This is a genomic window from Saccharopolyspora griseoalba (assembly GCF_042665275.1).
In the GTDB taxonomy this organism is placed as follows: Bacteria; Actinomycetota; Actinomycetes; order Mycobacteriales; family Pseudonocardiaceae; genus Saccharopolyspora; species Saccharopolyspora griseoalba.
In genome coordinates this window covers 169,689-194,676 of sequence record NZ_JBHTCJ010000009.1, presented here as the reverse complement: position 1 = coordinate 194,676, position 24,988 = coordinate 169,689, and the positions used below count along the sequence as shown (strand labels likewise).

At 70.6% G+C, this 24,988-nt stretch carries 22 protein-coding genes; 6 read left to right on the top strand and 16 right to left on the bottom strand.

Annotated elements, in window-relative coordinates:
* Nucleotides 1–27: 27 nt before the first annotated feature.
* A complete protein-coding gene (gene uvrA, locus ACFQRI_RS18565; RefSeq protein WP_380670260.1) occupies nucleotides 28–2,883 on the bottom strand; it encodes an excinuclease ABC subunit UvrA in 2,856 nt (951 codons plus the stop codon).
* A 321-nt stretch (nucleotides 2,884–3,204) separates the two neighbouring features.
* Between uvrA and ACFQRI_RS18560 the strand changes: the two genes are divergently transcribed.
* The 4 genes from ACFQRI_RS18560 to ligD all read left to right on the top strand — a co-directional run bounded on the left by ACFQRI_RS18560 (nucleotide 3,205) and on the right by ligD (nucleotide 7,264).
* Nucleotides 3,205–3,969: a maleylpyruvate isomerase N-terminal domain-containing protein gene (locus ACFQRI_RS18560; protein ID WP_380670258.1), complete on the top strand. Its 765-nt coding sequence runs from the start codon at nucleotides 3,205–3,207 to the stop codon at nucleotides 3,967–3,969.
* A gap of 279 nt (nucleotides 3,970–4,248) precedes the next feature.
* Nucleotides 4,249–5,418 carry a cation:proton antiporter gene (locus ACFQRI_RS18555; protein ID WP_380670256.1) on the top strand — a complete coding sequence of 390 codons (1,170 nt, stop codon included), beginning with the start codon at nucleotides 4,249–4,251 and terminating at the stop codon, nucleotides 5,416–5,418.
* Nucleotides 5,419–5,505: 87 nt separating this feature from the next.
* The gene (locus tag ACFQRI_RS18550) at nucleotides 5,506–6,183 is read left to right on the top strand and encodes an MBL fold metallo-hydrolase (RefSeq protein ID WP_380670254.1); all 678 of its coding nucleotides are present in this window, start codon (nucleotides 5,506–5,508) and stop codon (nucleotides 6,181–6,183) included.
* Nucleotides 6,184–6,262: 79 nt separating this feature from the next.
* Nucleotides 6,263–7,264, top strand: a complete 1,002-nt coding sequence (ligD, locus tag ACFQRI_RS18545; RefSeq protein ID WP_380670252.1) for a non-homologous end-joining DNA ligase — start codon at nucleotides 6,263–6,265, stop codon at nucleotides 7,262–7,264.
* Nucleotides 7,265–7,327: 63 nt separating this feature from the next.
* On the opposite strand, the gene ACFQRI_RS18540 is transcribed toward ligD, so the two are convergent.
* A complete protein-coding gene (locus ACFQRI_RS18540) occupies nucleotides 7,328–7,558 on the bottom strand; it encodes an HC3 family zinc finger protein (RefSeq protein ID WP_380670250.1) in 231 nt (76 codons plus the stop codon).
* A 284-nt stretch (nucleotides 7,559–7,842) separates the two neighbouring features.
* On the opposite strand from ACFQRI_RS18540, the gene ACFQRI_RS18535 reads away from it, so the two are divergent.
* Together ACFQRI_RS18535 and ACFQRI_RS18530 are read left to right on the top strand one after the other, a co-directional pair.
* Nucleotides 7,843–8,700, top strand: coding sequence for a helix-turn-helix domain-containing protein (locus ACFQRI_RS18535; RefSeq protein WP_380670248.1), 858 nt, complete (start codon nucleotides 7,843–7,845; stop codon nucleotides 8,698–8,700).
* Nucleotides 8,701–8,702: 2 nt separating this feature from the next.
* Nucleotides 8,703–8,897: a DUF397 domain-containing protein gene (locus ACFQRI_RS18530; RefSeq protein WP_380670327.1), complete on the top strand. Its 195-nt coding sequence runs from the start codon at nucleotides 8,703–8,705 to the stop codon at nucleotides 8,895–8,897.
* Between the two features lie 130 nt (nucleotides 8,898–9,027).
* Here the strand turns inward: ACFQRI_RS18530 and bla are convergent, their stop codons facing one another.
* From bla to ACFQRI_RS18460, 14 genes are all read right to left on the bottom strand, one after another.
* The gene (gene bla, locus ACFQRI_RS18525) at nucleotides 9,028–9,933 is read right to left on the bottom strand and encodes a class A beta-lactamase (protein ID WP_380670246.1); all 906 of its coding nucleotides are present in this window, start codon (nucleotides 9,931–9,933) and stop codon (nucleotides 9,028–9,030) included.
* A 151-nt stretch (nucleotides 9,934–10,084) separates the two neighbouring features.
* On the bottom strand, nucleotides 10,085–10,978 hold the full coding sequence (locus ACFQRI_RS18520; protein WP_380670244.1) for a serine hydrolase: 894 nt from the start codon (nucleotides 10,976–10,978) through the stop codon (nucleotides 10,085–10,087).
* Complete coding sequence (locus ACFQRI_RS18515; RefSeq protein WP_380670242.1) at nucleotides 10,975–11,847, bottom strand: LysR family transcriptional regulator; 873 nt, start codon at nucleotides 11,845–11,847, stop codon at nucleotides 10,975–10,977. The genes ACFQRI_RS18520 and ACFQRI_RS18515 overlap by 4 nt, the downstream gene beginning before the upstream one ends.
* A gap of 89 nt (nucleotides 11,848–11,936) precedes the next feature.
* A complete protein-coding gene (locus ACFQRI_RS18510) occupies nucleotides 11,937–13,073 on the bottom strand; it encodes a L,D-transpeptidase (protein ID WP_380670240.1) in 1,137 nt (378 codons plus the stop codon).
* Nucleotides 13,074–13,387: 314 nt separating this feature from the next.
* The gene (dnaK, locus tag ACFQRI_RS18505; protein ID WP_380670238.1) at nucleotides 13,388–15,241 is read right to left on the bottom strand and encodes a molecular chaperone DnaK; all 1,854 of its coding nucleotides are present in this window, start codon (nucleotides 15,239–15,241) and stop codon (nucleotides 13,388–13,390) included.
* 81 nt (nucleotides 15,242–15,322) lie between these two features.
* On the bottom strand, nucleotides 15,323–16,468 hold the full coding sequence (locus ACFQRI_RS18500) for an MCE family protein (RefSeq protein WP_380670236.1): 1,146 nt from the start codon (nucleotides 16,466–16,468) through the stop codon (nucleotides 15,323–15,325).
* Entirely contained in the window at nucleotides 16,465–17,604 is a 1,140-nt protein-coding gene (locus ACFQRI_RS18495) for an MCE family protein (RefSeq protein ID WP_380670234.1), read from the bottom strand. Before ACFQRI_RS18495 ends, ACFQRI_RS18500 begins: the two co-directional genes overlap by 4 nt.
* Nucleotides 17,601–18,809, bottom strand: a complete 1,209-nt coding sequence (locus ACFQRI_RS18490; RefSeq protein ID WP_380670233.1) for an MCE family protein — start codon at nucleotides 18,807–18,809, stop codon at nucleotides 17,601–17,603. The genes ACFQRI_RS18495 and ACFQRI_RS18490 overlap by 4 nt, the downstream gene beginning before the upstream one ends.
* On the bottom strand, nucleotides 18,806–19,825 hold the full coding sequence (locus tag ACFQRI_RS18485; RefSeq protein ID WP_380670231.1) for an MCE family protein: 1,020 nt from the start codon (nucleotides 19,823–19,825) through the stop codon (nucleotides 18,806–18,808). Before ACFQRI_RS18485 ends, ACFQRI_RS18490 begins: the two co-directional genes overlap by 4 nt.
* Nucleotides 19,816–20,856 (bottom strand): MCE family protein, encoded by a 1,041-nt coding sequence (locus tag ACFQRI_RS18480; RefSeq protein ID WP_380670229.1) that lies wholly within the window; start codon nucleotides 20,854–20,856, stop codon nucleotides 19,816–19,818. Before ACFQRI_RS18480 ends, ACFQRI_RS18485 begins: the two co-directional genes overlap by 10 nt.
* Entirely contained in the window at nucleotides 20,853–22,202 is a 1,350-nt protein-coding gene (locus ACFQRI_RS18475; RefSeq protein WP_380670227.1) for an MCE family protein, read from the bottom strand. The genes ACFQRI_RS18480 and ACFQRI_RS18475 overlap by 4 nt, the downstream gene beginning before the upstream one ends.
* Nucleotides 22,199–23,071, bottom strand: a complete 873-nt coding sequence (locus tag ACFQRI_RS18470; RefSeq protein WP_380670225.1) for an MlaE family ABC transporter permease — start codon at nucleotides 23,069–23,071, stop codon at nucleotides 22,199–22,201. Before ACFQRI_RS18470 ends, ACFQRI_RS18475 begins: the two co-directional genes overlap by 4 nt.
* Nucleotides 23,071–23,853 (bottom strand): MlaE family ABC transporter permease, encoded by a 783-nt coding sequence (locus ACFQRI_RS18465; RefSeq protein ID WP_380670223.1) that lies wholly within the window; start codon nucleotides 23,851–23,853, stop codon nucleotides 23,071–23,073. The genes ACFQRI_RS18470 and ACFQRI_RS18465 overlap by 1 nt, the downstream gene beginning before the upstream one ends.
* A 51-nt stretch (nucleotides 23,854–23,904) precedes the next feature.
* On the bottom strand, nucleotides 23,905–24,789 hold the full coding sequence (locus ACFQRI_RS18460; RefSeq protein ID WP_380670221.1) for a 3-oxoacyl-ACP reductase: 885 nt from the start codon (nucleotides 24,787–24,789) through the stop codon (nucleotides 23,905–23,907).
* Nucleotides 24,790–24,988: the final 199 nt, after the last annotated feature.

Below are 24,988 nucleotides of genomic sequence, written 5' to 3'. Positions count from 1 at the left end.
CTCAGGCGTGGCTGCGCTCCCGAAATGTCACTTCAGGACCTCCGTCAAGAACCTGCCGGTGTGACTCTCCTCGATTTCGGCGAGGTCCTCCGGGGTTCCCTCGGCGATCAGCTGGCCGCCGCCGTTGCCGCCCTCGGGCCCCATGTCCAGGATCCAGTCGGCGGTCTTGATGACGTCGAGGTTGTGCTCGATGACGATCACCGTGTTGCCCTTGTCGACCAGACCGTTGATCACGCCGAGCAGCTTGCGGATGTCCTCGAAGTGCAGTCCCGTGGTGGGCTCGTCGAGGATGTAGACGGTCTTGCCGGTGGAGCGCTTCTGCAGCTCGCTGGCCAGCTTGACGCGCTGCGCCTCACCACCGGAGAGGGTGGGCGCGGGCTGGCCGAGCCGCACGTAGCCCAGGCCGACGTCGACGAGCGTCTTGAGGTGCCGGTGGATGGCCTTGATCGGCTCGAAGAACTCCGCCGCCTCCTCGATGGGCATGTCGAGGACCTCGGCGATGGTCTTGCCCTTGTAGTGCACTTCGAGGGTTTCCCGGTTGTACCGGGCGCCCTTGCACACCTCGCAGGGCACGTAGACGTCGGGCAGGAAGTTCATCTCGATCTTGAGCGTGCCGTCGCCCGCGCACGCCTCGCAGCGGCCGCCCTTGATGTTGAACGAGAACCGACCGGGCTGGTAGCCGCGCACCTTGGCCTCGGTGGTGGCGGCGAACAGCTTGCGGATGTGGTCGAACACGCCGGTGTAGGTGGCCGGGTTGGACCGCGGGGTCCGGCCGATCGGCGACTGGTCGACCTGCACGAGCTTGTCGACGTGATCGAGTCCCTTGACCCGGGTGTGCCTGCCGGGCACCTGCCGCGCGCCGTTGAGCTTGTTCGCCAGCACCGAGGCGAGGATGTCGTTGACCAGGGTGGACTTGCCGGAGCCGGACACGCCGGTGACCGCCAGCAGGGTGCCCAGCGGGAACGAGACGTCGATGCCGCGCAGGTTGTGCTCGCGCGCGCCGACGACGGTGAGCTGGCGCTTGCGGTCGGGCAGCCGGCGCTCGGCGGGGACCGGGATCTCCTTGCGCCGGGCCAGGTAGGCGCCGGTCAGCGAGTCCGGGTTCTGCTCGAGTTCCTCGTAGGGCCCGCTGTGCACCACCTCGCCGCCGTGCTCGCCGGCACCGGGCCCGATGTCGACGACCCAGTCGGCGCTGCGCACGGTGTCCTCGTCGTGCTCGACCACGATGAGGGTGTTGCCGAGGTCGCGCAGCCTGCTGAGGGTCTCGAGCAGCCGGTGGTTGTCGCGCTGGTGCAGCCCGATGGAGGGCTCGTCGAGCACGTAGAGCACGCCGACCAACCCGGAGCCGATCTGCGTGGCCAGTCGGATGCGCTGCGCTTCCCCGCCGGAGAGGGTGCCCGCGGCGCGGTCCAGCGACAGGTAGTCCAGGCCGACGTCGAGCAGGAAGCCCAGCCGCGCCTGCACCTCCTTGAGCACCCGCCCGGCGATCATCTGCTCGCGCGATCCGAGCACGAGCCCGTCGAGGAACTCGGCGCACTCGCTGACGCTGAGCGCGCTGGTCTCGGCGATGGACAGCTCGCCGAACTCCTCGTTGGCCATGGTCACAGCGAGGATCTCGGGCTTGAGCCGGGTGCCGTCGCAGGCCGGGCAGGGCACGTCGCGCATGTACCCCTCGTACTTCTCGCGCGCGTAGTCCGACTCGGTCTGCTCCAGGCGCCGTTCCAGGAACGGGATGACGCCTTCGTAGGAGGCGTAGTAGGAGCGGGTGCGGCCGTAGCGGTTGCGGTAGCGCACGTGCACCTGGTCGCTGGTGCCGTGCAGCACCGCCTTCTTGACCTTGGTGGGCAGCTGCCGCCAGGGGGTGTCCATCCGGAAGCCGATGGCTTCGGACAGCGAGGTGAGCAGGCGGGTGAAGTACTCGGCGGTGTGCCCGCCGGCCCAGGGCGCGATGGCGCCCTCACCGAGCGAGAGGTCCTCGTCGGGCACGACTAGCTCGGGGTCGACCTCCTTGCGGATGCCGAGGCCGGCGCACTCGGGGCAGGCGCCGTAGGGCGAGTTGAACGAGAACGAGCGCGGTTCGAGCTCGTCTACGCCGAGCGCGTGCCCGTTCGGGCAGGCCAGGTTCTCGGAGAACTTGCGCTCCCGGTTCGGGTCCTTCTCGTCGAGCTCGATGAACTCGACGAGCACGAGCCCGTCGGCCAGCCGCAGGGCGGTCTCCACGGAGTCGGTGAGCCGCTGCTTGGCACCGGCCTTGACGGTGAGCCGGTCCACGACCACCGCGATGTCGTGCTTCTCCTGCTTCTTGAGCTTGGGCGGCTCGTCGAGCGGGTAGACCTCGCCGTCGACGCGGGCGCGCGCGTAGCCGGTGGAGCGCAGCTGTTCGAAGAGGTCGAGGTATTCGCCCTTGCGTCCGCGCACGACCGGGGCCAGCACCTGGAACTTGGCCCGCTCGGGCATCTCCAGGACCTGGTCGACGATCTGCTGCGGGGTCTGCTTCTCGATGGCCTCGCCGCAGGTCGGGCAGTGCGGTTTGCCCGCGCGGGCGAACAGCAGCCGCAGGTAGTCGTAGACCTCGGTGATGGTGCCCACGGTGGACCGCGGGTTGCGGCTGGTGGATTTCTGGTCGATCGACACCGCCGGGGACAGTCCCTCGATGAAGTCCACATCCGGCTTGTCCATCTGTCCGAGGAACTGCCGGGCGTAGGCGGACAGCGACTCGACGTAGCGGCGCTGCCCCTCCGCGAAGATGGTGTCGAAGGCCAGGCTGGACTTGCCGGAGCCGGACAGCCCGGTGAACACGATGAGGCTGTTGCGGGGCAGGTCGAGGTCGATCCCGCGCAGGTTGTGTTCACGGGCGCCGCGAACGACGAGGCGGTCAGCCACGGTGATCCCTTCGAAAATGTTCTGGCGTTGCGTGGACGCGCGGCCGGCTGCGAGCGCACCGGAGCGGGGCGCCTACCGCGAGCGGATCGGGTCGCGACGTTGCGGGGTCCATGGTATTCCCGGCCACCGACAGGCTCGGACGGACGGCGTCCGCCGCCGGGCACGAGCCCCCGCCCGTCACCCGAACGAACGAGTTTGGGCCGAGTGCGCCCGCTGCTCTCCCGACGATACGCAAATCCGCTGGCCTTCAGCACTGTTGTCGGTGTGGCCTGCGCAATTACTCTCTAAGCTCACCGCCTCCCGACCGCGCGAGGTAGCGCCATGTCCGACACCGCTCTCGGCCCCCGGCGAGCCACCGACATCGCCGCCCTGGACCAGGAGGTCACGCGACAGCTGGCCGCGATCGAGCACGCCACCGAGGCGATGCTGACCACCGTCGAGAACCTCGACGACCTCTCCATCCGGCAGCCCAGCCTGCTCGCCGGGTGGAGCCGCGCGCACGTGATCACGCACCTGGCCCGCAACGCCGACGGCTGCACCAACCTGCTGATCTGGGCCCGCACCGGCATCGAGCACCCGATGTACGCCAGCGGCGACGACCGCGACGAGGCCGTCGAGGAGGGCGCGGTGCGCGGCCACCGGCTGCTGCTGGAGGACCTCGCGGCCGCCTGCGACCGGTTCGCCACCTCGGCCAGGTCGCTGCCCGCCGCGGCGTGGGCCGCCGAGATCTACGACGCGATCGGCGACCCGATGCCGGCCCACCACGCGCTCCGGATCCGGCTGCTGGAGGTGTGGGTGCACACCGTCGACCTGGACCACGACCTGGACTTCGCCGACATCCCGGCCGCCCACGCCGAGCAGCTGCTGGAGGACGTCGTGCAGTTCTTCGGCGGCCGCCCGGACGTGCCCGCGCTGAGCCTGGAGGTCGACTTCGGCACGCACCGACGCAACTGGGAGCTGCGCGGCACCACCGAACGCCCCAGCCGCGTGAGCGGGGAGCCCGGTCCGATGCTGGGCTGGCTGCTGGGCCGCACCGACGCCGAGGAGCTCGCCGGCGACGCGCCGGACCTGCCGGAGTGGCTCTAGGGGCTGTTCGGGAATGCGGCGGAGCCGCTGTTTCAGGTGTGGGACCCAGCCCGCACCGCCGCAGGTTCTCCAGCGGCTTCGTGGTGAGGACGGCCACGACGCCGCGTAGGCCGCTACGCAAGGAGCGGCCTACGCAGCCACGGAGCCGCTGGAGGTTCTGCCACCCGCACCGCCAAGCAGAGCAATCCCTGAACAATCCCTAGCTCTCGCCCGCCGAGCTGCGGGCCGCGCCCGGGCCCCTTAGGTTCGGGATCGGTTCATCCGGCGGGGGTGGGGACGATGCACAGCCTGGCGAGCTTGGCGTTCATCGTCGTGGCGATGACGGTGGCGCCGATGCTCGCCGACCGGCTCAGGCGCTGGGTCGTGATCCCCGCGGTCGTCTTCGAACTGCTGCTGGGCGTGCTCATCGGCCAGCAGGTGCTGGGGTTGGCCCACGAGGACGAGGTCATCGGTTTCCTCGCCGACTTCGGCCTGGCGATGCTGATGTTCCTGGCCGGCTACGAGCTGCAGCTCGACGAGGTGCGCGGCAGACCGATGCGCCTGGCCGCGCTCGGCTGGTTGATCTCGCTGGTGCTGGGCCTGGGGTTCGGGGCGGCGGTGCACGGGCTGTCGTTCCCGTCGCTGATCATCGGGCTGGCGCTGACCACGACGGCGCTGGGCACGACGCTGCCGATGGTGCGCGACGCGGGTCTGCTGGGTTCCCCGCTGGGGGCGCGGGTGCTGGCGGTCGGTGCGCTGGGCGAGTTCGGCCCGATCGTGGCGGTGGCCCTGCTGCTCAACGACCAGAACCCGGCTCGGACCGTGCTGTTCCTCGCCGCGTTCGGGGTGGTCGCGGCCAGGGTCTTGTGGGCGGCGGCGAACCGGCGCTCGGAGCGCATCGTCCGGTTGGTCCGCACCACGCTGGGCACCAGCGTGCAGTTCGCGGTGCGGCTGTGCGTGCTGGTGGTGGTGCTGCTGGTGTGGCTCGCCAGCGGGTTGGGGCTGGACATGCTGCTCGGCGCGTTCGTGGCGGGCCTGGTGGTGCGGTTGTTCATCGACGCCGGCGAGCCCGGTGAGGGCGAGGTGGTGGAGAGCAAGATCGAGGCCATCGGTTTCGGGCTGCTGGTGCCGATCTTCTTCGTGGTCAGCGGGATGCGCTTCGACCTGCGCTCGCTGCTGGCCGAGCCGAGCGCGCTGGCGCTGCTTCCGCTGTTCCTGGTGCTGTTCCTGCTGGTGCGCGGGTTCCCGGTGCTGCTGGTGCACCGCCGCGACCTGCCGGTGCGGCCTCGTTTCTCGCTGGCCCTGCTGGGCTCGTCGGCCCTGCCGATGGTCGTGGTGATCACCACGATCGGCACCCGGACCCACCAGCTGCCGGCGAGCACCGCCTCGGCGCTGGTCGGCGCGGGCATGCTCAGCGTGCTGATCTTCCCGCTGATCGCGCTGCGCCTGGTGCGTCACCCGATCGGATGATCGGTGGGGTTGCGGGAGCGGGCGCGGCTTCCCCGGAGCCGGTGCGACCCTGGAACACGTCGCGGCGGGGAGCGATACGCTCGCGGGGTGCAGATTGTTGAGGAGTACACCGGACACGTCGAGCCGGGCGGGGCCGCGGCACGTCGCGTGCTCGAAGCGCTGACCATCACCAAGATCTCGGTCGGCCCGATGGACAACAACGCCTACCTGCTGGTGTGCCGCAACACCGGGGATGCGCTGCTGGTCGATGCCGCCGACGACTCGGAGCGGCTCACCGACCTGCTCGGGCACGACGACCAGCGGCCGCGGCTGCGCACCATCGTGACCACCCACCAGCACCCGGACCACTGGCAGGCGCTGGGCGCGGTCGCGGGTCAGACCGGCTGCTTCACGGTGGCGCACCCGGCGGACGCCGAGCAGCTCCCGGTCCCGCCGGACCGCTTGGTCGAGCACGGCGACACGATCGCGGTGGGCGACTGCGAGCTGTCGGTGATCCACCTGCGCGGCCACACCCCGGGGTCGGTGGCGCTGGTCTACCACGACCCGAGCGGTCACCCGCACGTGTTCACCGGGGACTCGCTGTTCCCCGGCGGGGTCGGCAAGACGGGTTCGCCCGCGGACTTCCGTTCGCTGATCGACGACGTGGAGAACCGGATCTTCGGCGAGCTGCCGGACGAGACCTGGTTCTACCCGGGTCACGGCGATGACTCCACGCTGGGCGCTGAGCGTCCGAAGCTGCCCGAGTGGCACGAGCGCGGCTGGTGAGCGCTGGCGGCCGCGAGCTCCAGTGCGGGTTCGCGGTCGCGCTCTCGCCGTTGTCGGCGTGCGCTCCTACTCTGGGGTGGTGAGCGAGTCCGTCGCGGTCGAGGTCGGGGGCACCGAGGTCGAGGTGTCGCACCCGGACAAGGTCTTCTTCCCGGGCACCGGGCAGACGAAGCTCGACCTGGTCGACTACTACCGGTCGGTCGCGGGCCCGCTGCTGAGCACGTTGGGTGGTCGTCCGCTGCTGATGGAGCGCTATCCCGACGGTGCGGGCGGCAAGTCGTTCTTCCAGAAGCGGGTTCCCAAGTCGGCACCGGAGTGGCTGCGGACCACGGTGGTGGCCACGCCCAACGGCACGACGAGCGCGGCGCTGGTGGCCGCGGACTTGGCGCATCTGCTGTGGGCGGTGAACCTGGGTTGCCTGGGCTTCCACGTCTGGCCGTATCAGGCCGACGATCCGCGGGCGGCCGATGAGCTGCGCATCGACCTGGACCCGTCACCGGGGGTGAGCTTCGACCAGCTGCGCGAGGCGGCGCTGCGCAGCCGGGAGCTGCTCGACGAGCACGGCATCGACGTGCGGGTCAAGACCTCGGGTTCGCGCGGCTTGCACCTTTACGCGCTGCTGCTGCCGGAGTGGGACAGCTACCAGGTGCGCGCGGCGGCGGTCGCGCTGGCGCGGGAGCTGGAGCGCAGGCATCCGGAGCTGATCACGGCGCAGTGGTGGAAGGAGGAGCGCGGCAGCCGGGTGTTCGTGGATTTCAACCAGAACGCTCCGCACAAGACGGTCTTCGGGGCTTGGTGCGTGCGCGCCCGACCGGACGCGCGGGTGTCGGCGCCGATCTCGTGGGACGAGTTGCCCGGGATCGATCCCGCCGAGCTGACCATGACCACGGTGCCGGATCGGCTGGCCGAGCGCGGTGATCCGTGGGCGGGACGGCAGCCGCAGTCGATCGAGCCTCTGCTGGAGCGCTCCCGGCGGGACCTGGCGTCGGGTTTGCAGGACGCTCCGTGGCCGCCGGTGTATCCGAAGCAGCCGGGCGAGCCGACGCGCGTGGCGCCGAGCCGGGCGAAGCGGGATCCTTAGGGCTCTGCCCGCCGCTCGCGGAGGCGGCGCCGGCGCGCGGGTGGCCCGACTGCCCAGCAGTTCCTAGCGGACTCCGGCGGACTTCTGCCGCGCGGTTTCGGCGAGCTTGTGCGCTTCGCCGTTGCAGTCCAGGCAGGTGCCCCACAGCCAGGCCTGCGCGGTGGCTTCGGCGACCACTTCCTGCCGACAGAGGGTGTTCACCCGCATGCCACTCGGGTAGGCGCTGCCCCAGGGACGCTTGTCCCGGCTGGCGTGGCGCTTGCCGTCGGCTGGAACCCAGTGGAACGGATGCATCGATTCTCATCCCCCTCGTCGGCGGCGGCCGGGCCGACCGCCCGAACGCCTCGTCCGCGCGGATGCGCGGTACCGAATTCCCCTGCGGCCGCGCGCGTTCCCTCCCTGGACCCGACGCGGCCGGTGCTCAGGAGCGGGACCAATGCTGCTGGTCTCGGGACCACTACGACAAGTACCCGTTCGCATGACTCCGTTCGGATGAACCCACGCGCTGCGTAGCTGCAAGATCGCGCTGCGTTCGACCCGCCGAATCGGCGCGCGCCCCACCTAATAAGCTGTGGTGCATGAGCGAGACCACTCCTGCACCGCGGGCCTACGTTCTGGGTGCGGAAATCCGAGACGCGCGGTCGCGCACCGGTCTCGGGCTGCGTCAGCTCGCCGGCAGGCTCGACGTTTCGCACTCCGTGGTGGTGCGCTGGGAGCGCGGTGAGCGCGTGCCCTCGACCGAATCGGTTTCAGCGGTTTGCGCGGTTCTGGGGCTGTCCAGCCTCGCTCGTGACCGACTGCTGCGACTCACCCGGGAGGCGCAGGCCGAACCGCCCAACTCGGTGTCGGTCGGCTCGGTCGGCGAGGCCGACCAGCTCACCGCCCTGCTGGAGTTCGAGCGGATCGCCACCGCGATCACCGACGTCTCCCCCATCCTGATCCCCGGCTTGCTGCAGACCACCGCCTACGCGCGGGCGATCATGGGCACGGGCATCCCCGAGCACGAGGTCAGCACCCGGGTCGCGGTGCGGCGCGGCCGCCGCGAGGTGCTCACCCGACCCGATGAACCGGTGCGCTACACGGCGTTCCTGCTGGAGTCGGTGCTGCACCAGCCGATCGGCGGTCGCGCCGTGCTGCTGGACCAGCTGCGCCACGTGCTCGAGACCAGCCGTCGCGCCAACGTCGACATACGCATCATCCCGATGAACGCGGGATGGACGCCCGCGCACGCCGGGCCCTTCGTGCTCCTGGAGTTCGCCAAGGCCTCCCCGGTCGTGCACCTGGAACATCACAGGTCCAGCGCGTTCCTGCGCGATCCCGGCGACGTGACGGCGTTCGTCAAGGCCGGGAAGGACCTGGGTCAATTCGCGATGAGCTGCGACGACTCGGTTCGACTCATCGCCGAGACCATCCACCGAGAGGAGACAACACCGTGACGTTGCTGCAGTCCCCGGTCGGCTGGCGCAAGTCGAGTCGGAGCAGTCAGGAGACCAACTGCGTCGAGGTCGGGCGCGTCGTGGGTGGTGCGGCGGTGCGCGACACCAAGGATCGCTCCGGCGGCCTGCTGACCACCGACCACACGCAGTGGCGCTGCTTCGTCTTGGCGATCAAGACGGGTCGCTTCGACCGCTGACCGTCCGGCGAACCCGTGGCGGCGGCGCGGGCCGCCCGCGCCGGGTGACCTCGGCATCGGGACGTGCGTGCGAATCGGGAGCGCTCCGCGGGCAACGGCGGGGCGCTCCCGATTCGCACGACGTCTCCGGTCAGGTCAGCCGTTCGACGGCGACGCGGGCGGCCTCGGCCACCAGGGCGTCGTCGGCTTCGTCGTGCGCGCGGGGCCGTCGGGAGAACACGGTCAGCACGATGGGCACCCCGGCGTGTGTCCAGGTGACCGCGACGTCGTTGGCGACCCCGTAGGCGCTGCCGCCGCCGGTCTTGTCGGCGGTGCGCCAGCCCGGTGGCAGGCCGGCGCGGATGCGCTCGTCCCCGGTGGTGTTGCCGAGCATCCACTCGGTGAGCCGGGCGCGTTCGGGGGCACCGAGGGCATCGCCGAGCAGCAGCGCTCCCAGCCCGGTGGCGAAGGCCGCTGGGGTCGTGGTGTCCCGCGGATCGCCGGGGACGGCGCTGTTGAGCTCGGTCTCCCAGCGGTCGAGCCGGGTCTCGTCGTCGCCCAGCGCGCGGGCGAACGGCGCGATGGCCGAAGGCCCGCCGAGCTCGCGCAGCATCAGGTTGCCCGCGGTGTTGTCGCTGTGCTGCAGCGCCGCGGCGCACAGCTGGGCGACGGACATGCCGGTGTCCACCCTGGTTTCGGTGATCGGCGAGTACTCGACCAGGTCCTGGCGCCGGTAGTGGATGACGCGGTCGAAGTAACCGCCCGCCAGCCCGCGGGAGCGCAGCAGGGCGCCTGCGGCGTAGGCCTTGAAGGTCGAGCACATGGCGAAGCGTTCGTCCGGCCGGTTGGTCAGGGTGCGTCCGGTGGCCGCGTTGCGGGCGTGCAGGCCCAGCCGGGCGTCGTAGCGCCGTTCCAGCTCGGCGAGTTCGGGATCGAGCTCGGCCTGCGGTGCAGCGGGCCCGGATCGGGCCGCGGGCGTGGGCTTCGCGGCGCAGGCGGTCACCGGAGCGGCCAGCAGCGCGGCGAGCACGGATCGACGAGAGATGTTGTGCGGCAAAGACTTCCCCTTCCGAATCTCCTGTCGGGGCAAGTCGACCACCCGTCGACCCGATAGCGCCAATAAGTCGACGCCCGCTGCGCGATAGCGCTTCGATATGACCCCAGCCTCGGGCGGGTGCGGCGCGCCGCGGGCGGTGCGGAAGTTTTTTCTACAGCCGCCCCGAGCGCAGGTCGGTGACGGCGATCCGGGCGCACTCGGCGATGGCGGCGTCCACCCGCGGCAGCTCGGGGTCGGCGCGCGCGGCCAGGGTGAACACCGCGACCGCCACGGGTGCCTCGCCGTCGAACTCGACGACCGAGACCTCGTTCCGGATCGCGCCGATCGTGCCCGTCTTGCCCGCGACGGCGACGCCGCGGAACGGGAAGCCCGCGCGCACGCGGTGCATCCAGGCCTGCTGGCCCAGCAGCCGCCGGATGAACGCGCACTGCTCCGGCGAGGCGACTTCGTCGGCCCAGATCAGCTCCATCAGCCGGGTCATCTCGCGGGGAGTGGTCGCCGAGGAGAACGACGGGTCGTACGCGCGCACGGTGCGGGCTTCGTCGTTGTCGGCCAGCAGCGCGAACGCCTCGGCGGCGTTGCTGGCGCCCATCTCCTCGACGAGGGCGGCGTGCGCGTCGGCGGTGCCCCCGATCACGCGGGTTCGGTGCAGGCCGGCGGCGTCGAGCGCGTCGGCGACGGCTTCCAGCCCGACGGCGCCGAGGATGACGTCGGCGGCCGCGTTGTCCGAGACCGCCATCATCGAAGCGGCCAGGTCGCGCCAGGACATCTGCACGGGGTCCTGGAAGGTCGACACCCCGGTCGGTCCGGGCGTGCAGGAGGTCGGGTCGACCAGGACGCGCTCGCGCGGGTCGAGCGCGCCGGTGTCGAAGGCCCTGCCCAGCGCGACCAACAGCGGGAGCTTGTAGACCGAGGCGGTGACGACGAGCTCGTCGGCTCCCGCGTCGAGCTGGCGGACGCCGTCGCCGCCGAGCCGGATCGCGTGCACCCAGCCCTGCGCGCCGGCGTCGGCGAGCACCTCGCGCACCCGTTCCCGCGCGCTCACGCGGCCGCCAACGCGTTCTCGATCGCCGAGCGCACGTCCGGTGGCGGCCCGGGTTCGGCCCAGATCACCCGCACGCGCAGCGCCAGTTCCTCGCCGGCCGGCGAGGTGCGCACCCCGGGGGAGCGCAGCTGCGGGTCGGTGGTCAGCGCGAAGGCCCGGCCGGCGGCGACGGCGCCGAGCGCGTCGCGGTCGCCCGGGGCGGGCAGGAAGTCCGGGTCCAGGCCCTTGCCGCGCAGCGTGTCGACCAGCAGGTCGAAGGCGGGAGTGCCGTGCGCGCGGGGCGCGGTCGCGCAGGCCAGCCCGCGCAGCGCGCGCAGCGTCGTCCGCTCCCCTGCCGCCGGGTGGTCCTCGGGGACCAGCAGGGTGCGCGGGATCTTGAGCACCTGCCCGGCGCGCAGGTCGCCGAGCAGCGCGGGATGGTGCACCACGGCGCAGTCCAGGCCGCCGCGGGCGACCTCGTCGACGAGCTCGGCGGTGGAGGCGGTGCTGGTGATCACCGTGCGCGCCCGCGGGTCGGGGGCGGCTGCCCGCACCGCGGCGGTCAGGGCCGCGAGGTGACTGTCGCTGAGCGCGGCGATGACCCCGATGCGCACGGCTCCGCGGTTCTCCCGCTGCCTGCGCGCGGCTTCGAGGAACTGCTCGCTACCGTCGAGCAGCGCGCGAGCCCTGGGCAGCAGGTCGGCTCCTGCGGTGGTCAGCCGGACCCCGCGGGAGCCGCGGGTGAGCAGGGTGACGCCGAGCTGGTCTTCGAGCCTGCGCAGTCCTTGGGAGAGGGGCGGCTGGCTCATGCCCAGCCGGTCGGCGGCGTGCCCGAAGTGCCCTTCGTCGGCGACCGCCGCGAAGAATCGCAGGTGTCGGAGCAGGTCCACACCGCGATCCAAGCACGTGAGGCGGGGCGCGAAGACCCGGCCCCGGTCTTCGCGCCCCGCGTTTCGGAGCACCTGGCGCGTGTTGCTCGTCAGGGCTTCTCGTAGAGGGCGCTGCCCTTCACGTACTCCTCCCACGGGATGGTCCAGTCCGAGATGTCGCCGTCGGCCGGGGTGAGCGGCCGCGACGAGCCCCGGATGTCGACCGGGTCGCCGATCTGCGTGAAGTTCATGAACCAGTTGCCGTCGGCGGTGGAGAGGTTCACGCAGCCGTGCGAGACGTTGGACGAGCCCTGGGCCCACACCGAACCGGGGTTGGAGTGGATGTACTCGCCGTTGTTGGAGATGCGCACGTTGTTGTGCAGGACTTCGTCGTAGAAGCCGGCCTGGCCCTCGGCGGGTCCGCCCCAGGAGTCCGAGCGCATCCGCACGGATTCGGCCTTCTCGGAGGCCACGTGGATGCCGTACTGGGTCGGGTAGACGGGGCGCCCGTAGGAGGCCGGCAGGGTCCGGATCTCCTTGCCGTCCTGGTAGACGGTCAGGGTGTGGGCGTTGACGTCGCCGACCGAGCGCTGGTCGCGGCCGATGGTGAAGTGGCTTTCGAAGTTGCGGTCGGCCATCACGCCGCCGCCGGTGTCCACGCCGTAGAGGTTGGCCTTGACGGTCACCTCGGTGCCGGACTTCCAGTACTCCTTGGGTCGCCAGTTGACGCGTTCGTCGCTCATCCAGTGGAAGGAGCCTTCGGTGGGCACGGATGCCTCGACCGACAGGTTGCGCTCGACCGCGGCGCGGTCCTGGACGGGTTTGTCGAAGTAGATGGAGATCGGCATGGCCACGCCGACGGTCTCGCCGTTGCTGGGCCAGGTGCGCTCGACCGCGAGCGTGTCGGTGGGCACGGCGGTCTTGAAGGTCGAGTTCAGCGGTTTGGAGGTGCGGCCTTCGGCGTCCCGGGCCGCTGCCTGCACCTGGTACTCGGTGCCGAAGGCCAGCGGGTCGGTGGTCTGCCACTTCTCCCCGCTGGGGTCGAGCTTGCCGGCCACGGGTTTGCCGTTGGCGGTCACCGACACCGAGGTGAGCCGACCCTTCTGGGCGGTGAGCACCAGCGGTTCACCGGGCGCCTGGTGCTGCGCGGCGTTGGGGACCGAGGAGTTCACCGACGCCGCGGAGGGTTCCTCCTGTTGCGCGGTGCACGAGGTCACCGCGATCGCGACCAGACTGACGACGAGCAATTGACATGCTGCTACCCCCCGCATAACGGCCTCCCAGCCACCAGCGCTGTTCCGTCGTAGGCAGTAACTGTCCGGCCCGTGCACGGGGTTATCAACACGATCAAGCAGCGACGAGCGGGCGGTCGTGCCGCATTGACCAGCGCGACGCGCCGATCATCACCACATCGAGCTACACAAAACCGCCCGCTGGTATGATCTGAAGGATCAACACTCGCGGTGAGTTGTCGCGGGCGCCGAACCGAATCGAGTCACTCACTCGTTCGGTGGACGTATTTCGGGGGTCGCCGAATTCGGTGTCACCCCGGGCCCGCGTCTCAGTTCTTCTTGTCGTCCTCATCGACCACTTCCGCATCGACGACGTCCTCGCCGTCGCCTCCCGCGGAAGCACCCGAGTCGCCGCCGGCCGCACCCGGCGAACCGGGCTGGGCGCCCTGCCCGTAGATCGCTTGGCCGATGCTCTGCGACTTGGCCGCCAGGTCCTCCACCGCCGAGCGGATGCGGTCGACGTCCTCGCCCTTGAGCGCCTCCTTGGCCTCTGAGATGGCCTCCTGCACCGGTGCGCGGGTGTCCTCCCCGATCTTGTCTGCGTTGTCGGCCAGGACCTTCTCGGTCTGGTAGACCAGCGACTCGGCCTGGTTGCGGACCTCGGCCTCCTCGCGGCGCTTCTTGTCCTCCTCGGCGTGCGCCTCGGCGTCGGAGACCATCCGGTCGATGTCCTCCTTCGGCAGCGCCGATCCACCGCTGATCTTGATGGACTGCTCCCGGCCCGTCCCCAGGTCCTTCGCCGCCACGTGCACGATGCCGTTGGCGTCGATGTCGAAGGTGACCTCGATCTGCGGCACCCCGCGCGGGGCCGGCGGCAAGCCGGTCAGCTCGAACATGCCGAGCTTCTTGTTGTGCAGCGCCATCTCCCGCTCGCCCTGGAAGACCTGGATCATCACCGAGGGCTGGTTGTCGTCGGCCGTGGTGAAGGTCTCCGAGCGCTTGGTCGGGATCGTGGTGTTGCGCTCGATCAGCTTGGTCATGATGCCGCCCTTGGTCTCGATGCCCAGCGACAGCGGCGTGACGTCGAGCAGCAGCACGTCCTTGACCTCACCGCGCAGCACACCGCCCTGCAGGGCCGCGCCGACGGCGACGACCTCGTCGGGGTTGACGCCCTTGTTCGGCTCCTTGCCGCCGGTGAGCTCGCGCACCAGATCGGTGACCGCGGGCATCCGGGTGGAGCCGCCGACCAGCACCACGTGGTTGATCTTGTCCACCGAGATCCCGGCGTCGCGCACCGCGTTGGCGAACGGTTTGCGGCAGCGCTCCAGCAGGTCGGAGGTGATGCGCTCGAACTCCGCGCGGGAGAGCGTCTCGTCGAGGAACAGCGGGTTCTTGTCCGCGTCCACGGTGATGTAGGGCAGGTTGATGCTGGTATGCGAGGACGACGACAGCTCGATCTTGGCCTTCTCCGCGGCTTCCTTGATCCGCTGCATGGCCATGCGGTCCTTGGTCAGGTCGATGCCCGACGAGGCCCGGAACTTCTCGACCAGCCACTCGACGATGCGCTCGTCCCAGTCGTCACCGCCGAGCTGGGTGTCACCGGAGGTCGCCTTGACCTCCACCAGCCCCTCGCCGACGTCCAGCAACGAGACGTCGAAGGTGCCGCCACCGAGGTCGAAGACCAGGATGGTCTGCTCCTTCTCGCCCTTCTCCAGGCCGTAGGCCAGCGCCGCCGCGGTCGGCTCGTTGATGATGCGCAGCACGTTCAGCCCGGCGATCTGGCCGGCTTCCTTGGTCGTCTGGCGCTGGGCGTCGTCGAAGTAGGCCGGCACGGTCACGACCGCGTCGGTGACGTCCTCGCTCAGGTAGGCCTCGGCGTCGCGCTTGAGCTTCTGCAGCACGCGCGCGGAGATCTCCTGCGGCGTGTAGTTCTTGTCGTCGATGCTCACCGTCCAGTCGGTGCCCATGTGGCGCTTGACCGACCGGATGGTGCGATCGACGTTGGTGACCGCCTGGTTCTTGGCGGGCTGGCCGACCAGCAGTTCGCCGTTCTTGGCGAAGGCCACCGCCGAGGGCGTGGTGCGCGAGCCCTCCGAGTTCGCGATGACCGTCGGCTCACCCCCTTCCAGCACCGCCACCACTGAGTTGGTCGTGCCGAGATCGATGCCGACCGCGCGTCCCATCGCTAGCTCCTCTCCGAGCCGACTGCGCAGGTCCTGCGAGCCTCACCGCCAGTATGGGAAGCAGCCCGCAGCGCGTCCAACTCACCTGCCCAGCGGCAACGGCGGCGCGACCGCGTCGGGGACCGGGTAGCGCACCGCGTTCTGCGAGCCGCGCACCCCGGTCGGGCTGCCGGGCGGTTCCTCGCAGGCGATGTCGGTGTTGGCGGGCGCCTCGGAGGTGTCGCTGCCGTTGCGGCGCGGGGTGTCCTCGTACCCCGTGGTGCAGGTGGGCGGGTTGAACACGTTGAGCACCAGCCCGAGGTGCCCGGTGCCGTCAGGTGCCAACGAGTGGGTGAACGCCGAGATCATCGGCAGCGCCACCAGGGTCTGCTCCATGGCGTCGCCGCGCACGCTGGTCAGCCGCATCGTGGTCAGCAGGTTGGCCAGCACCACGCCGAAGTCGTCGCCGACGCCGCGGGTGAGCTGCTGGACCTCGGTGGCCGCTCCCGGCGCCCGATCGATCACCGCCCGCAGGTCGGGGTCCGAGGTGCGCAGCTGCCCGGCGATCTGGCGCAGGCCGCCGGAGAACTCGGTGAGCTGCTGGGCCTGCTCCTGCTGGGTGCGCAGCACGGTGTCGGAGTTGTCCAGCAGCTGGCGGGTCTGCGGCAGGTGCCCCTGGGCGGTGGCGGTGAATTCGCCCGCGGTGTCGAGCAGGCGCTGCAGGTGCGGGCCTGCGCCGTCGAAGGCGGTGCCGACCTCGGTGACCACGGTGCGCAGCGAGTCGGTGGGCACGTCCGAGACCAGCCGGTCGACGTTGACCAGCAGCGATTCCGGCGGCGGTGGGGTTTCGGCGCGCTCGGCGGGGATGACCGAGCCCTCGGTGAGGTGCGGCCCGCCGCGGTGTCGGGGCTGCAGGTCGAGGTACTGCTCGCCGACGGCCGAGCGGTTGGCCACCACCGCGCGGGTCGAGGCCGGGATCGGTGGTGCGGAGTCGTTGATGTGCAGCCGCACGGCGATGCCGTCGCGGGTCAGCCGCATCCCGGTGACCCGGCCGACCGCCACGCCGCGGTAGGTGACCTCGGAGTTGGTGAACAGCCCTCCGGAGGAGGCCATCTCCACGGTGACCGGGTAGCCGTTGGAACCGAACATGCGGTCCAGCCCGGCGTAGCGGCCGCCGACGTAGCCGGTGCCCAGCACCGCGATCACCAGGAACAGCACCAGCTGGATCTTCGTCTTGCGGCTGGTCACGAGCCACCTCCGAGCAGTCCGCCCGGCGCTGGGATGGGCAGCGGTGGCAACTGCGGGCCGCCGGGCGGGGCGGGCACGTCGGCACCGGACTCCCCGCTGTCGGAGACGCCCGGGATCGGGATCGGGGGCCCCGAGGAGCGGGTGAAGTTCTCGTAGAGCCCGGAGAGGTTGAGGTCGACGTAGACGTCGGCGTTGAAGAAGTCGCCCTTGAGCGGGCGCATCGCGTACTCCGGGAACGGGTAGGTCGACAGGAACGACAGCGCTCGGGGCAGCTGCTGGCCGGTGTTGGCCAGCTGCCGCAGGATCGGTGCCATCGAGTTGAGGTCGGCCAGCAGGTCTTCGCGGCTTCGCTCCACGGTGTGCGTGGCGGTGTTGGACAGCCGGTCCAGCGACTGCAGCATGCCCACCAGCTGCCCGCGCTGCGCTTCGAGCTCGCGCAGGCCCGGGGACAGGTCGTCGAGCCCGGTGCGGATGTCGCCGGTCTGGGCGCGCAGCGTGGCCGAGAGGTGGTTGAGCCCGTCGATGGCTTCGGTGATCTGCCCGCGCTGGGCGTCCAGCCGGGTCACCAGGTCGTTGACGTTGCCCAGCAGCGAGCGGATCTCGGCCTCGTTGCCCGACATGGCCTTGTTGAGCTCCCCGACGATGGTGTGCAGCTGGTCGATGCCGCCGCCGTTGAGCAGCAGCGAGACCGCGCCGAGCACCTCTTCGACCTGCGGGTTGCGGTTGGTGCGCTCCAGCGGGATGACCGCGCCGTCGCGCAGCCGCCCGGCGGGGTCCTCGGCGGGCGGGGTGAGTTCGACGAACTTCTCCCCCAGCAGGCTGGACTGGCGCAGCCGCGCGTAGGAGTTGGCGGGCAGCCGCACGTCTCCGTTGACCCGCATGGTCACGATCGCGGTGGTGTTGTCGGCGCTCAGCGAGATGCGGTCGACGCGTCCGACGGCGACGTCGTTGACCTTCACGCTGGCCTGCGGCACGAGGTCGAGCACGTCGGCGAAGCGCGCGGTGACCCGATACGGGCGGTCGCCGAGTTCGGCGCCGCCGGGCAGCGGCGCGTTGTAGAGCCCGTTGAAGCCGGCCGCGCCGCACCCGGACAGCAGCAGCGTCAGCGCGGCCAGCGCGCAGGCGATGCGCTTCACGGCTGCCCCGCCCCCTTCCGCAGCGCGTCGACCAGGGGCAGCGGGATCGGGTTGGGGCCGCGCTCCAGCCGGTCGGGGACCTCGCCGGCCCCGACCTGCAGGTTGCCGAGCACCTCGCCGACCGAGGGCAGCGGTGCGGTGCCCTGCACGAGGTCGTTGAGCTCGCCGCAGGTGTCGCGCAGCGCCTGCGGGACCTCCTCGGGCGGTGCGGGGGTGACGTTGGCGATGAGCTTGCACAGCATCAGCACCGGGGGTTCGGTGAGCTCGTTGGGCTGCCACCGGGAGGTCACCGATCCGGAGGCCGCGTCGTAGGCGTTGATGAAGTTGGTGGTGGCCAGCGGCATCAGGTCGAGGACCTCGGCCAGCGCCTCGCGCTGATCGACCAGCGCCTGGGTGATGCCGGTGAGCTGCTCGACGTTGGACGAGACGTGTTCGCGGTTGTCGTGCACGAACCGCTGCACCTCGCCGAGCGCGCCGGCCAGCTCGTGCAGCGAGGCGCCGAGCTGCTCGCGCTCGCCCGCCAGGAACGTGGTGGTGTCGGCCATGCGGCCGTGGAACTCCTGGATCTGCTGGTCGCTGCGCGCCAGCGTGGCGGTGAACTCGTTGAGGTGGTCGACGGTGGCGAACAGATCGCCGCGGTTGTCCGAGAGCACCGCGGAGAGCTCGCCGAGGCGCTTGATGGTGGTGTTGAGGTCTTGGCCGTTGCCTCGCATGGTCGCCGCGGAGGTGTTGATCAGGTCGCTGAGCGCGCCGTGGCGGTTGGCGCCGTCCGGCCCGAGGGCTTGGGACAGGGCGTTGACGTTGGCGACCAGCTCGTCGAGTTCGGCGGGGGTGGCGGTGCGGTCGCGTTCGAGCACGGCTCCGGTGGGCAGTTCGGGCCCGCCGGTGTAGGCGGGGGTGAGCTGCACGTAGCGGTCGCTGACCAGGCTGGGGGCGACCACCAGGGCTCCCGCGTTGGCGGGGATGCGCACCTCGTCGTCGATGCGCATGTCGACGCGCACGGTGGGTCCTTCGGGGCGCACGGCTTCGATCCGGCCGACCTCGACGCCGAGCACGCGCACGCTGGATCCGGCGTAGAGGCCCACGGCGCGGTCGAAGTGGGCGGTGATGCGGGTTCCGGTGTGGCTGAACATCCACCACAGGGCGCCCGCGGTGACCAGCACCAGGGCGCTGCACAGCGCGAGCACGCGGGTTCGCCTGCTCATCGGGCACCTCCGGCGGGTGCGGGAAGGGAGCATTCGGGGCTGTTGGTGTGCACGGGGCCGGCGTTGATCGGCGGCGGGAACAGGCCGCAGAAGTAGCCTTCGAACCAGCGTCCGTTGCCGATGGTGTTGTTGAACCCGCGCACGTAGGGCGCCAGCGCGCCGATGGCGTCGTCGAGGCTGTCCTGGTTGCGCTGCAGCATCGCGGTGAGCTCGTCGAGCTGGCGCAGCGCGGGCCCGATCTGCTGCTGGTTGTCGGCGACCATGCCGCGCAGCTGCTGGGAGACCTTCCGGGTTCCCTCCAGCAGTCCGCTGATGGCCTGCTCGCGGGCTTGCACTTCGGACAGCAGCAGGTTGCCGTCCCGGATGAGCTGGTCGACCTGCTGGTCGCGGGCGGCCACGATGCCGGAGACGTCGCTGGCGTTGCGCACGAGTTCGGCGAGCTGCTGGTCGCGCTCGGCGACGGCTTCGGAGAGCTTGGCCAACCCGTCGACGGCTTGGCTCATGTGCTGCGGGGCGCCGCGCATGGTCTCGGACATGGTCTGGAAGCTCGCGGCGAGCTTGCGCTCGTCGAGCCGGCCGGTGGTGGCGGTGAGCTGGTCGATGGTTTCCGGGATGTCGTAGGGGGCGGTGGTGCGCTCCACCGGGATGGGTGCGTCGAGTTCGCCCGCGCCGTCGGGCTGCAGCTCGACGAACTTCTCCCCGAGCAGGGTCTTGATCTGGATCGCCGCGCTGGTGCGGTTTCCCAGCCGGTGTCCGTCCACCGTGAAGTCGACGAGGACCTTGTTGCCGGCCAGCGAGACGGAGTCGACCTCGCCGACCTTGATCCCGGCGATCTGGACCTCGTCGCCGGAGTCGAGCCCGGCGGATTCGGCGAAGTAGGCGTGGTGGCCGGTTCCGGTGCCGATCAGCGGGAGGTCCTTGGCCGAGAAGGCCGCGATGGTTCCGGCCACCAGCAGCACGACGGTGAGCACGCCGACGGTGGCCTGGTTTCGTTGCCGCAGGGGTTTCAACGGCACCTCTCGGGCATCTCGGTGGTGGGCGGCGGCACGATCGGCACGTCGATGCCGAGCTGGTCCACGCGGACCTGGCCGGTGACGCGGCAGGCGTAGTAGTTGAACCAGCCGCCGTAGCTGACGGTGCGGGTCAGCCGGTCGAGCCGGTTGGGCATGGTCTGCAGGGTGTGTTCGAGCATCGGCAGGTCCTCGTTGAGGATTCCGGTGACGTCGCGCAGCGCGGTGATGCTGTCCTGCAGCGGTTGCCGGGCGTCGCGCACGAGCGCGGCGGTGGTGTTGGTGAGCTCGTCGAGCGCTCCGATGGCTTCGCCGACGGGTTTTCGCTGCTCGGCCAGTCCGGTGGTGAGCTGCTGCAGCGCGTCGATGAGTTCTTCGAGCTGGGGCCCGCGGGCGTTGACGGTGCCCAGCACGGCGTTGAGGTTGTCGATGACCTGGCCGATGACCTGGTCCTTCTTGGCCAGCGTGCTGGTCAGCGAGGCGGTGTGCTGCAGCAGGCTGTCCACGGTGGCCCCTTCGCCCTGCAGCACCTGGACGAGTTCTCCGGCGAGCTCGTTGACGTCCTCGGGCGAGAGCGCCTTGAACAGCGGTTGGAAGCCGTTGAACAGGGCGGTGAGGTTCAGCGCCGGGTGGGTGCGCTGCAGCGGGATCTGCGCGCCGGGTTCGAGGGCGTGGCGCGGGTCGCGCAGCGGGGCGTCCAGGTCGAGGTAGCGCTGGCCGGCGATGTTGCGGAACTTCACGGTGGCTTCGACGTCGCGGGGCAGCTTCCGGTCGGCGGCGAGGTCGAAGCGCACCAGCGCGTGCTTGCCGTCGACGACTTCCAGCCCGGTGATCCGCCCGACCCGCACGCCGGCCATGCGCACGTCGTCGCCGACCCCGAGACCGGAGGCGTCGGCGAACTTCGCGGAGTAGGCCTGCGAGTCGCCGCCGTTGTCGGCGGCGATGGTGGTGACCAGCACGCCGGTGAGCGCGATGGTGACGGTCACGAACGCGGTGAGTTTGAGCAGCGGTGCGGTGATCGACCTGGCCGATCTCATCGAAGCGTCACCTCCGTGCCGCGGTAGACGGGTCCGACCAGCAGCGAGCTCCAGCTGGGCACGGCTTCGGGGCGGGTCTTGAGCTGCCCGGACAGCAGCACGTCGATCAGGTCGCGCTCGGCCGGGGAGTTGGCCACCGAGCCCGCGGTGGCCGATTGCGGGGTGGTGGCCGCGGGTTCGGAGGTGTCGTCCTCCCACGGGAAGACCTCGTCGCGCGGGCGGGGCGGTTCGGGGTGGAAGGATCCGTCCTGGATGGGCCCGCCCGGCGGGTACTGCGGGAAGGTGTCGGGGGGTTCCACGAACGGGTAGCAGCGGGGTCCGCGGGAGTCGAGGTTGGCGGGGTCGTCCCGGCCGGGCAGGTACTTGCCGCGGCTGGCGGTGATTTCGAGGGTGAACCGGCCGATGTTGGGCGTGTCGGTTCCCTTGCCGAAGGAGCGCTCGGCGTTCTCGAAGCCGGCTTCGAACTGCCGCAGCATGCAGGGGTATTGCGGCGAGTACTCGGCGAGCAGCTCCAGGGTGGAGCGCGAGGTGGCGGTCAGGCGGATGAAGTTGTCGCCGTTGGCTTCCAGGAAGCGGTCCACGTCGGTGCTCGCGGAGGTCAGCGTCGAGGTGAGGTGGCGCAGCTGGGTGCGCTGCTCGACGACGGTGCGGCTGGTGGCCGACAGGTCCCGCACGGCGCGCAGCAGGTCGGGCGCGGCGTCGGCGTAGGTGCGCGAGACGTCGTCGATGCGGCCGATCACCGATTCCAGCTCGGGCAGCGACGGGTGGAACTCGCGCAGGTAGGCGTCCAGCTGCACGAGGGTGTCGCCGAGCTGGTCTCCCCTGCCGCGCAGCGCCTGGGCGACCGCGTCGAGCGTGGTGGCGACCTGCTGGGGCTGCACGGCTTGCAGCACGGGCATGAGATCGCCGAGGACCTTCTCGACCTCCATGGCCGATTCGCTGCGGTCCTGGGGGATCACGTCGCCGGCGGCCAGAGTGGCTGCCGAGGCGTCGTCGGGGATGTCCAGGGACACGTAGCGCTCGCCGAAGAGGGTTTTGGGCAGCAGCCGGGCGCGGGCGTCGGCCGGGATCATCTCGGCCTTGTCCGGTTGCAGCGCCAGTTGCAGTCGCGCTCCCCCGCGCCCGGAGTCGATCTCGGCGACCTCGCCGACGACCACGCCGCGCACCTTGACGTCGGCGCCCGCCTGCATCTGGTTGCCCGCGGTGTCGGTTTCCAGCGTGACCGGCACGGTTCGGGTGAACACCTTGTTGTAGGCGCCGATGGTGCCCGCGAGGAACAGCGCGACGACGGCGAGGAAGGCCACGCCCATCGCCTGGTAGGTCCGCCTGCCCGGTGCCCGGTTCATCCCGCGATCCGAACTGTCGTGGTCGAGCCCCAGATCGCCAGGCTGCAGAAGAAGTCGAGCACGGTGACGAGCACGATCGAGGTGCGCACCGCGCGGCCGACGGCGATGCCGACGCCGGCGGGCCCGCCGCGGGCGGTGAAGCCGTAGTAGCAGTGGGTCAGGATCACCGCGACGCTGAACACGATGACCTTGCCGAAGGACCACAGCACGTCCTCGGGCGGCAGGAACAGGTGGAAGTAGTGGTCGTAGGTGCCCGCGGACTGGCCGTAGACCCACACGGTGATCTGCCGCGAGGCGAGGTAGGAGCCCAGCAGGCCGACCACGTACAGCGGGACGACCGCGGCCACTCCGGCCAGCACTCGGCTGGTGACCAGGTAGGGCACGCTGCGCACGCCCATGACCTCCAGGGCGTCGATCTCGTCGGAGATGCGCATGGAGCCCAGTTGCGCGGTGAACCCGCAGCCCACGGTGGCCGACAGGGCCAGCCCGGCCGACAGCGGCGCGACTTCGCGGGTGTCGAAGTAGGCGGCGATGAACCCGGTCAGCGCCGAGGTGCCGAGCTGGTCGAGGGAGGAGTAGCCCTGCAGGCCGACGACGGCGCCGGTGGCCATGGTCATGCCGACCATGACGCCGAGGGTGCCGCCGATGATGGCCAGCGCTCCGCTGCCGAAGACGACTTCGGTGAGCAGCCGCAGGGTTTCCTTGCGGTACTTGCGCAGGGTGACCGGGATGAGCAGCAGGGCGCGCAGGTAGAACCACAGCTGCCAGCCGAGGTTCTCCAGCGCGTTGCCGGGTAATCGGGCGGCCTTGAGCAGCTCGCGCTGCGCCGTGGTCGGCGACGGCGAGCCGGTGGTGTCCAGGACGGCCATCACAACCCCTTCGGCGGGACGAGCTGCAGGTAGATCCCGGTGAGCAGCAGGTTGATCAGGAACAGCAGCAGGAAGGTGATGACCACGGCCTGGTTGACGGCGTCGCCGACGCCCTTGGGGCCGCCGGAGGGGTTGAGTCCGCGGTAGGCGGCCACCACGCCGGCGACGAAGCCGTAGACGGCGGCCTTGAGCTCGCTGATCCAGATGTCGGGCAGGCTGGCCAGCGCGTTGAAGCTGGCCAGGTAGGCGCCGGGGGTGCCGCCTTGCAGGACGACGTTGAAGAAGTAGCCGCCGAGCACGCCGACGACGCTGACCAGTCCGTTGAGCAGCAGCGAGATCAGCACGGCGCCGCACACGCGGGGCACGATGAGCCGGTGGATCGGCGAGACGCCGAGCACTTCGAGGGCGTCGATCTCCTCGCGGATGGTGCGCGCGCCGATGTCGGCGCACACGGCCGATCCGCCGGCTCCGGCGACCAGCAGCGCGGTGATCAGAGGGCTGGCCTGCTGCAGGATGGCCAGGGCGCTGGCCGCGCCGGTGAACGACTGGGCTCCGATCTGCTGGGTCAGCGACCCCAGCTGCATGGCGATCACGGCGCCGAAGGGGATGGCGACCATGGCGGTGGGCAGGATGGTGACGCTGGCGAAGAACCAGGCCTGCTGGATCCACTCGCGCACCGCGAAGGGCCTGCGCGGGAGGTTGCGCAGCACCTCCCACGCCAGGGTGGCCATCCTGCCCACGTGGCCGAAGGCGGCCACGACACCGGTGGCGGGCGCGGTCATCGCGGTGCCGCTGCGGTCGTGGTGCCCAGCCTCATGGTTCCTCCCGGTGGTTCAGGGGATCGACAGCACGTCGGTGGCGGCGAACGTGCGGTCCGGGTCGCGGTCGGCGAAGTAGCCGCCGAGGCCCTCTTCCAGCTCCTGTTGGGTCCACAGCGGACCTGCGGTTTCGAAGCGCTGCTCGACCGTGGGCGGTGCGAGCAGCGCGACGACTCCGCTGTGCACGACGAAGATCTGCCCGCTGATGGCCTGCGCCCCGGGCGCGGCCAGGTAGGCGACCAGGGGTGCGACGTGCTCGACCGACAGCGGGTCGACGCCGCCGGTGGGGGCTTCGCCGAAGGTCTCGGCGGTCATGCCGGTGCGGGCGCGCGGGCAGATCGCGTTGGCGCGCACGCCCATTCGCGCCGCCGCGCGCGCGGTGGACACGGTCAGCGCGGCGATGCCGCCCTTGGCGGCGGCGTAGTTGGGTTGGCCTGCCGAGCCGAGCAGGAACGCCTCGGAGGCGGTGTTGATGATGCTGCCGTAGGTCGCGCCGGTTTCCTTGTGCTGGGCGCGCCAGTGCGCGGTGGCGTTGCGGGAGAGCAGGAAGTGCCCGCGCAGGTGCACCGCGAGGACCTCGTCCCACTCGGCGTCGGACATCTTGAACAGCATCCGGTCGCGCAGCAGGCCCGCGTTGTTGACCAGCACGTGCAGGCCGCCGAACCGGCTCACGGCGGTTTCGACCATCTCGTCGGCGATTTCGCGGGACGAGACGTCGCCGACCACCGCGGCGGCCTTGGTGCCGATCCGCTCGATCTCGGCGACGACCTCGTGCGCGGTCTCGCTGACGTCGTTGACCACCACGTCGGCTCCGTTGCGGGCCAGTTCGAGGGCTTCCGCGCGCCCCAAACCAGCTCCGGCGCCGGTGACGATCGCGACCTTTCCATCCAAACTCGACACTGAGCCTCACCTCTGTCGAAGGTGACGATGGCGTTGTACTGCGTGACGTTAGCCACAGACAGTAGAATGAGTTCTCATCGAGTATCAATAGGCGACTCGAAATTCCGCATCGACCAGGAACGTTCACCGGCACAAAGATGGGCACGGTGTGTAAAACTTGTTCTAGATGGGCGGACGCTTCGGCAACGCCCGCCCATCT

Bases quoted from the DNA above. Each gene is read 5' to 3' on its own strand.
- ACFQRI_RS18560 (WP_380670258.1), top strand. From the start codon at position 3,205: ATGTCCGACACCGCTCTCGGCCCCCGGCGAGCCACCGACATCGCCGCC.
- ACFQRI_RS18555 (WP_380670256.1), top strand. From the start codon at position 4,249: ATGCACAGCCTGGCGAGCTTGGCGTTCATCGTCGTGGCGATGACGGTG.
- ACFQRI_RS18540 (WP_380670250.1), bottom strand. From the start codon at position 7,558: ATGCATCCGTTCCACTGGGTTCCAGCCGACGGCAAGCGCCACGCCAGC.
- ACFQRI_RS18535 (WP_380670248.1), top strand. From the start codon at position 7,843: ATGAGCGAGACCACTCCTGCACCGCGGGCCTACGTTCTGGGTGCGGAA.
- dnaK (WP_380670238.1), bottom strand. From the start codon at position 15,241: ATGGGACGCGCGGTCGGCATCGATCTCGGCACGACCAACTCAGTGGTG.
- ACFQRI_RS18490 (WP_380670233.1), bottom strand. From the start codon at position 18,809: ATGAGCAGGCGAACCCGCGTGCTCGCGCTGTGCAGCGCCCTGGTGCTG.
- ACFQRI_RS18480 (WP_380670229.1), bottom strand. From the start codon at position 20,856: ATGAGATCGGCCAGGTCGATCACCGCACCGCTGCTCAAACTCACCGCG.
- ACFQRI_RS18475 (WP_380670227.1), bottom strand. From the start codon at position 22,202: ATGAACCGGGCACCGGGCAGGCGGACCTACCAGGCGATGGGCGTGGCC.
- ACFQRI_RS18470 (WP_380670225.1), bottom strand. From the start codon at position 23,071: ATGGCCGTCCTGGACACCACCGGCTCGCCGTCGCCGACCACGGCGCAG.
- ACFQRI_RS18465 (WP_380670223.1), bottom strand. From the start codon at position 23,853: ATGACCGCGCCCGCCACCGGTGTCGTGGCCGCCTTCGGCCACGTGGGC.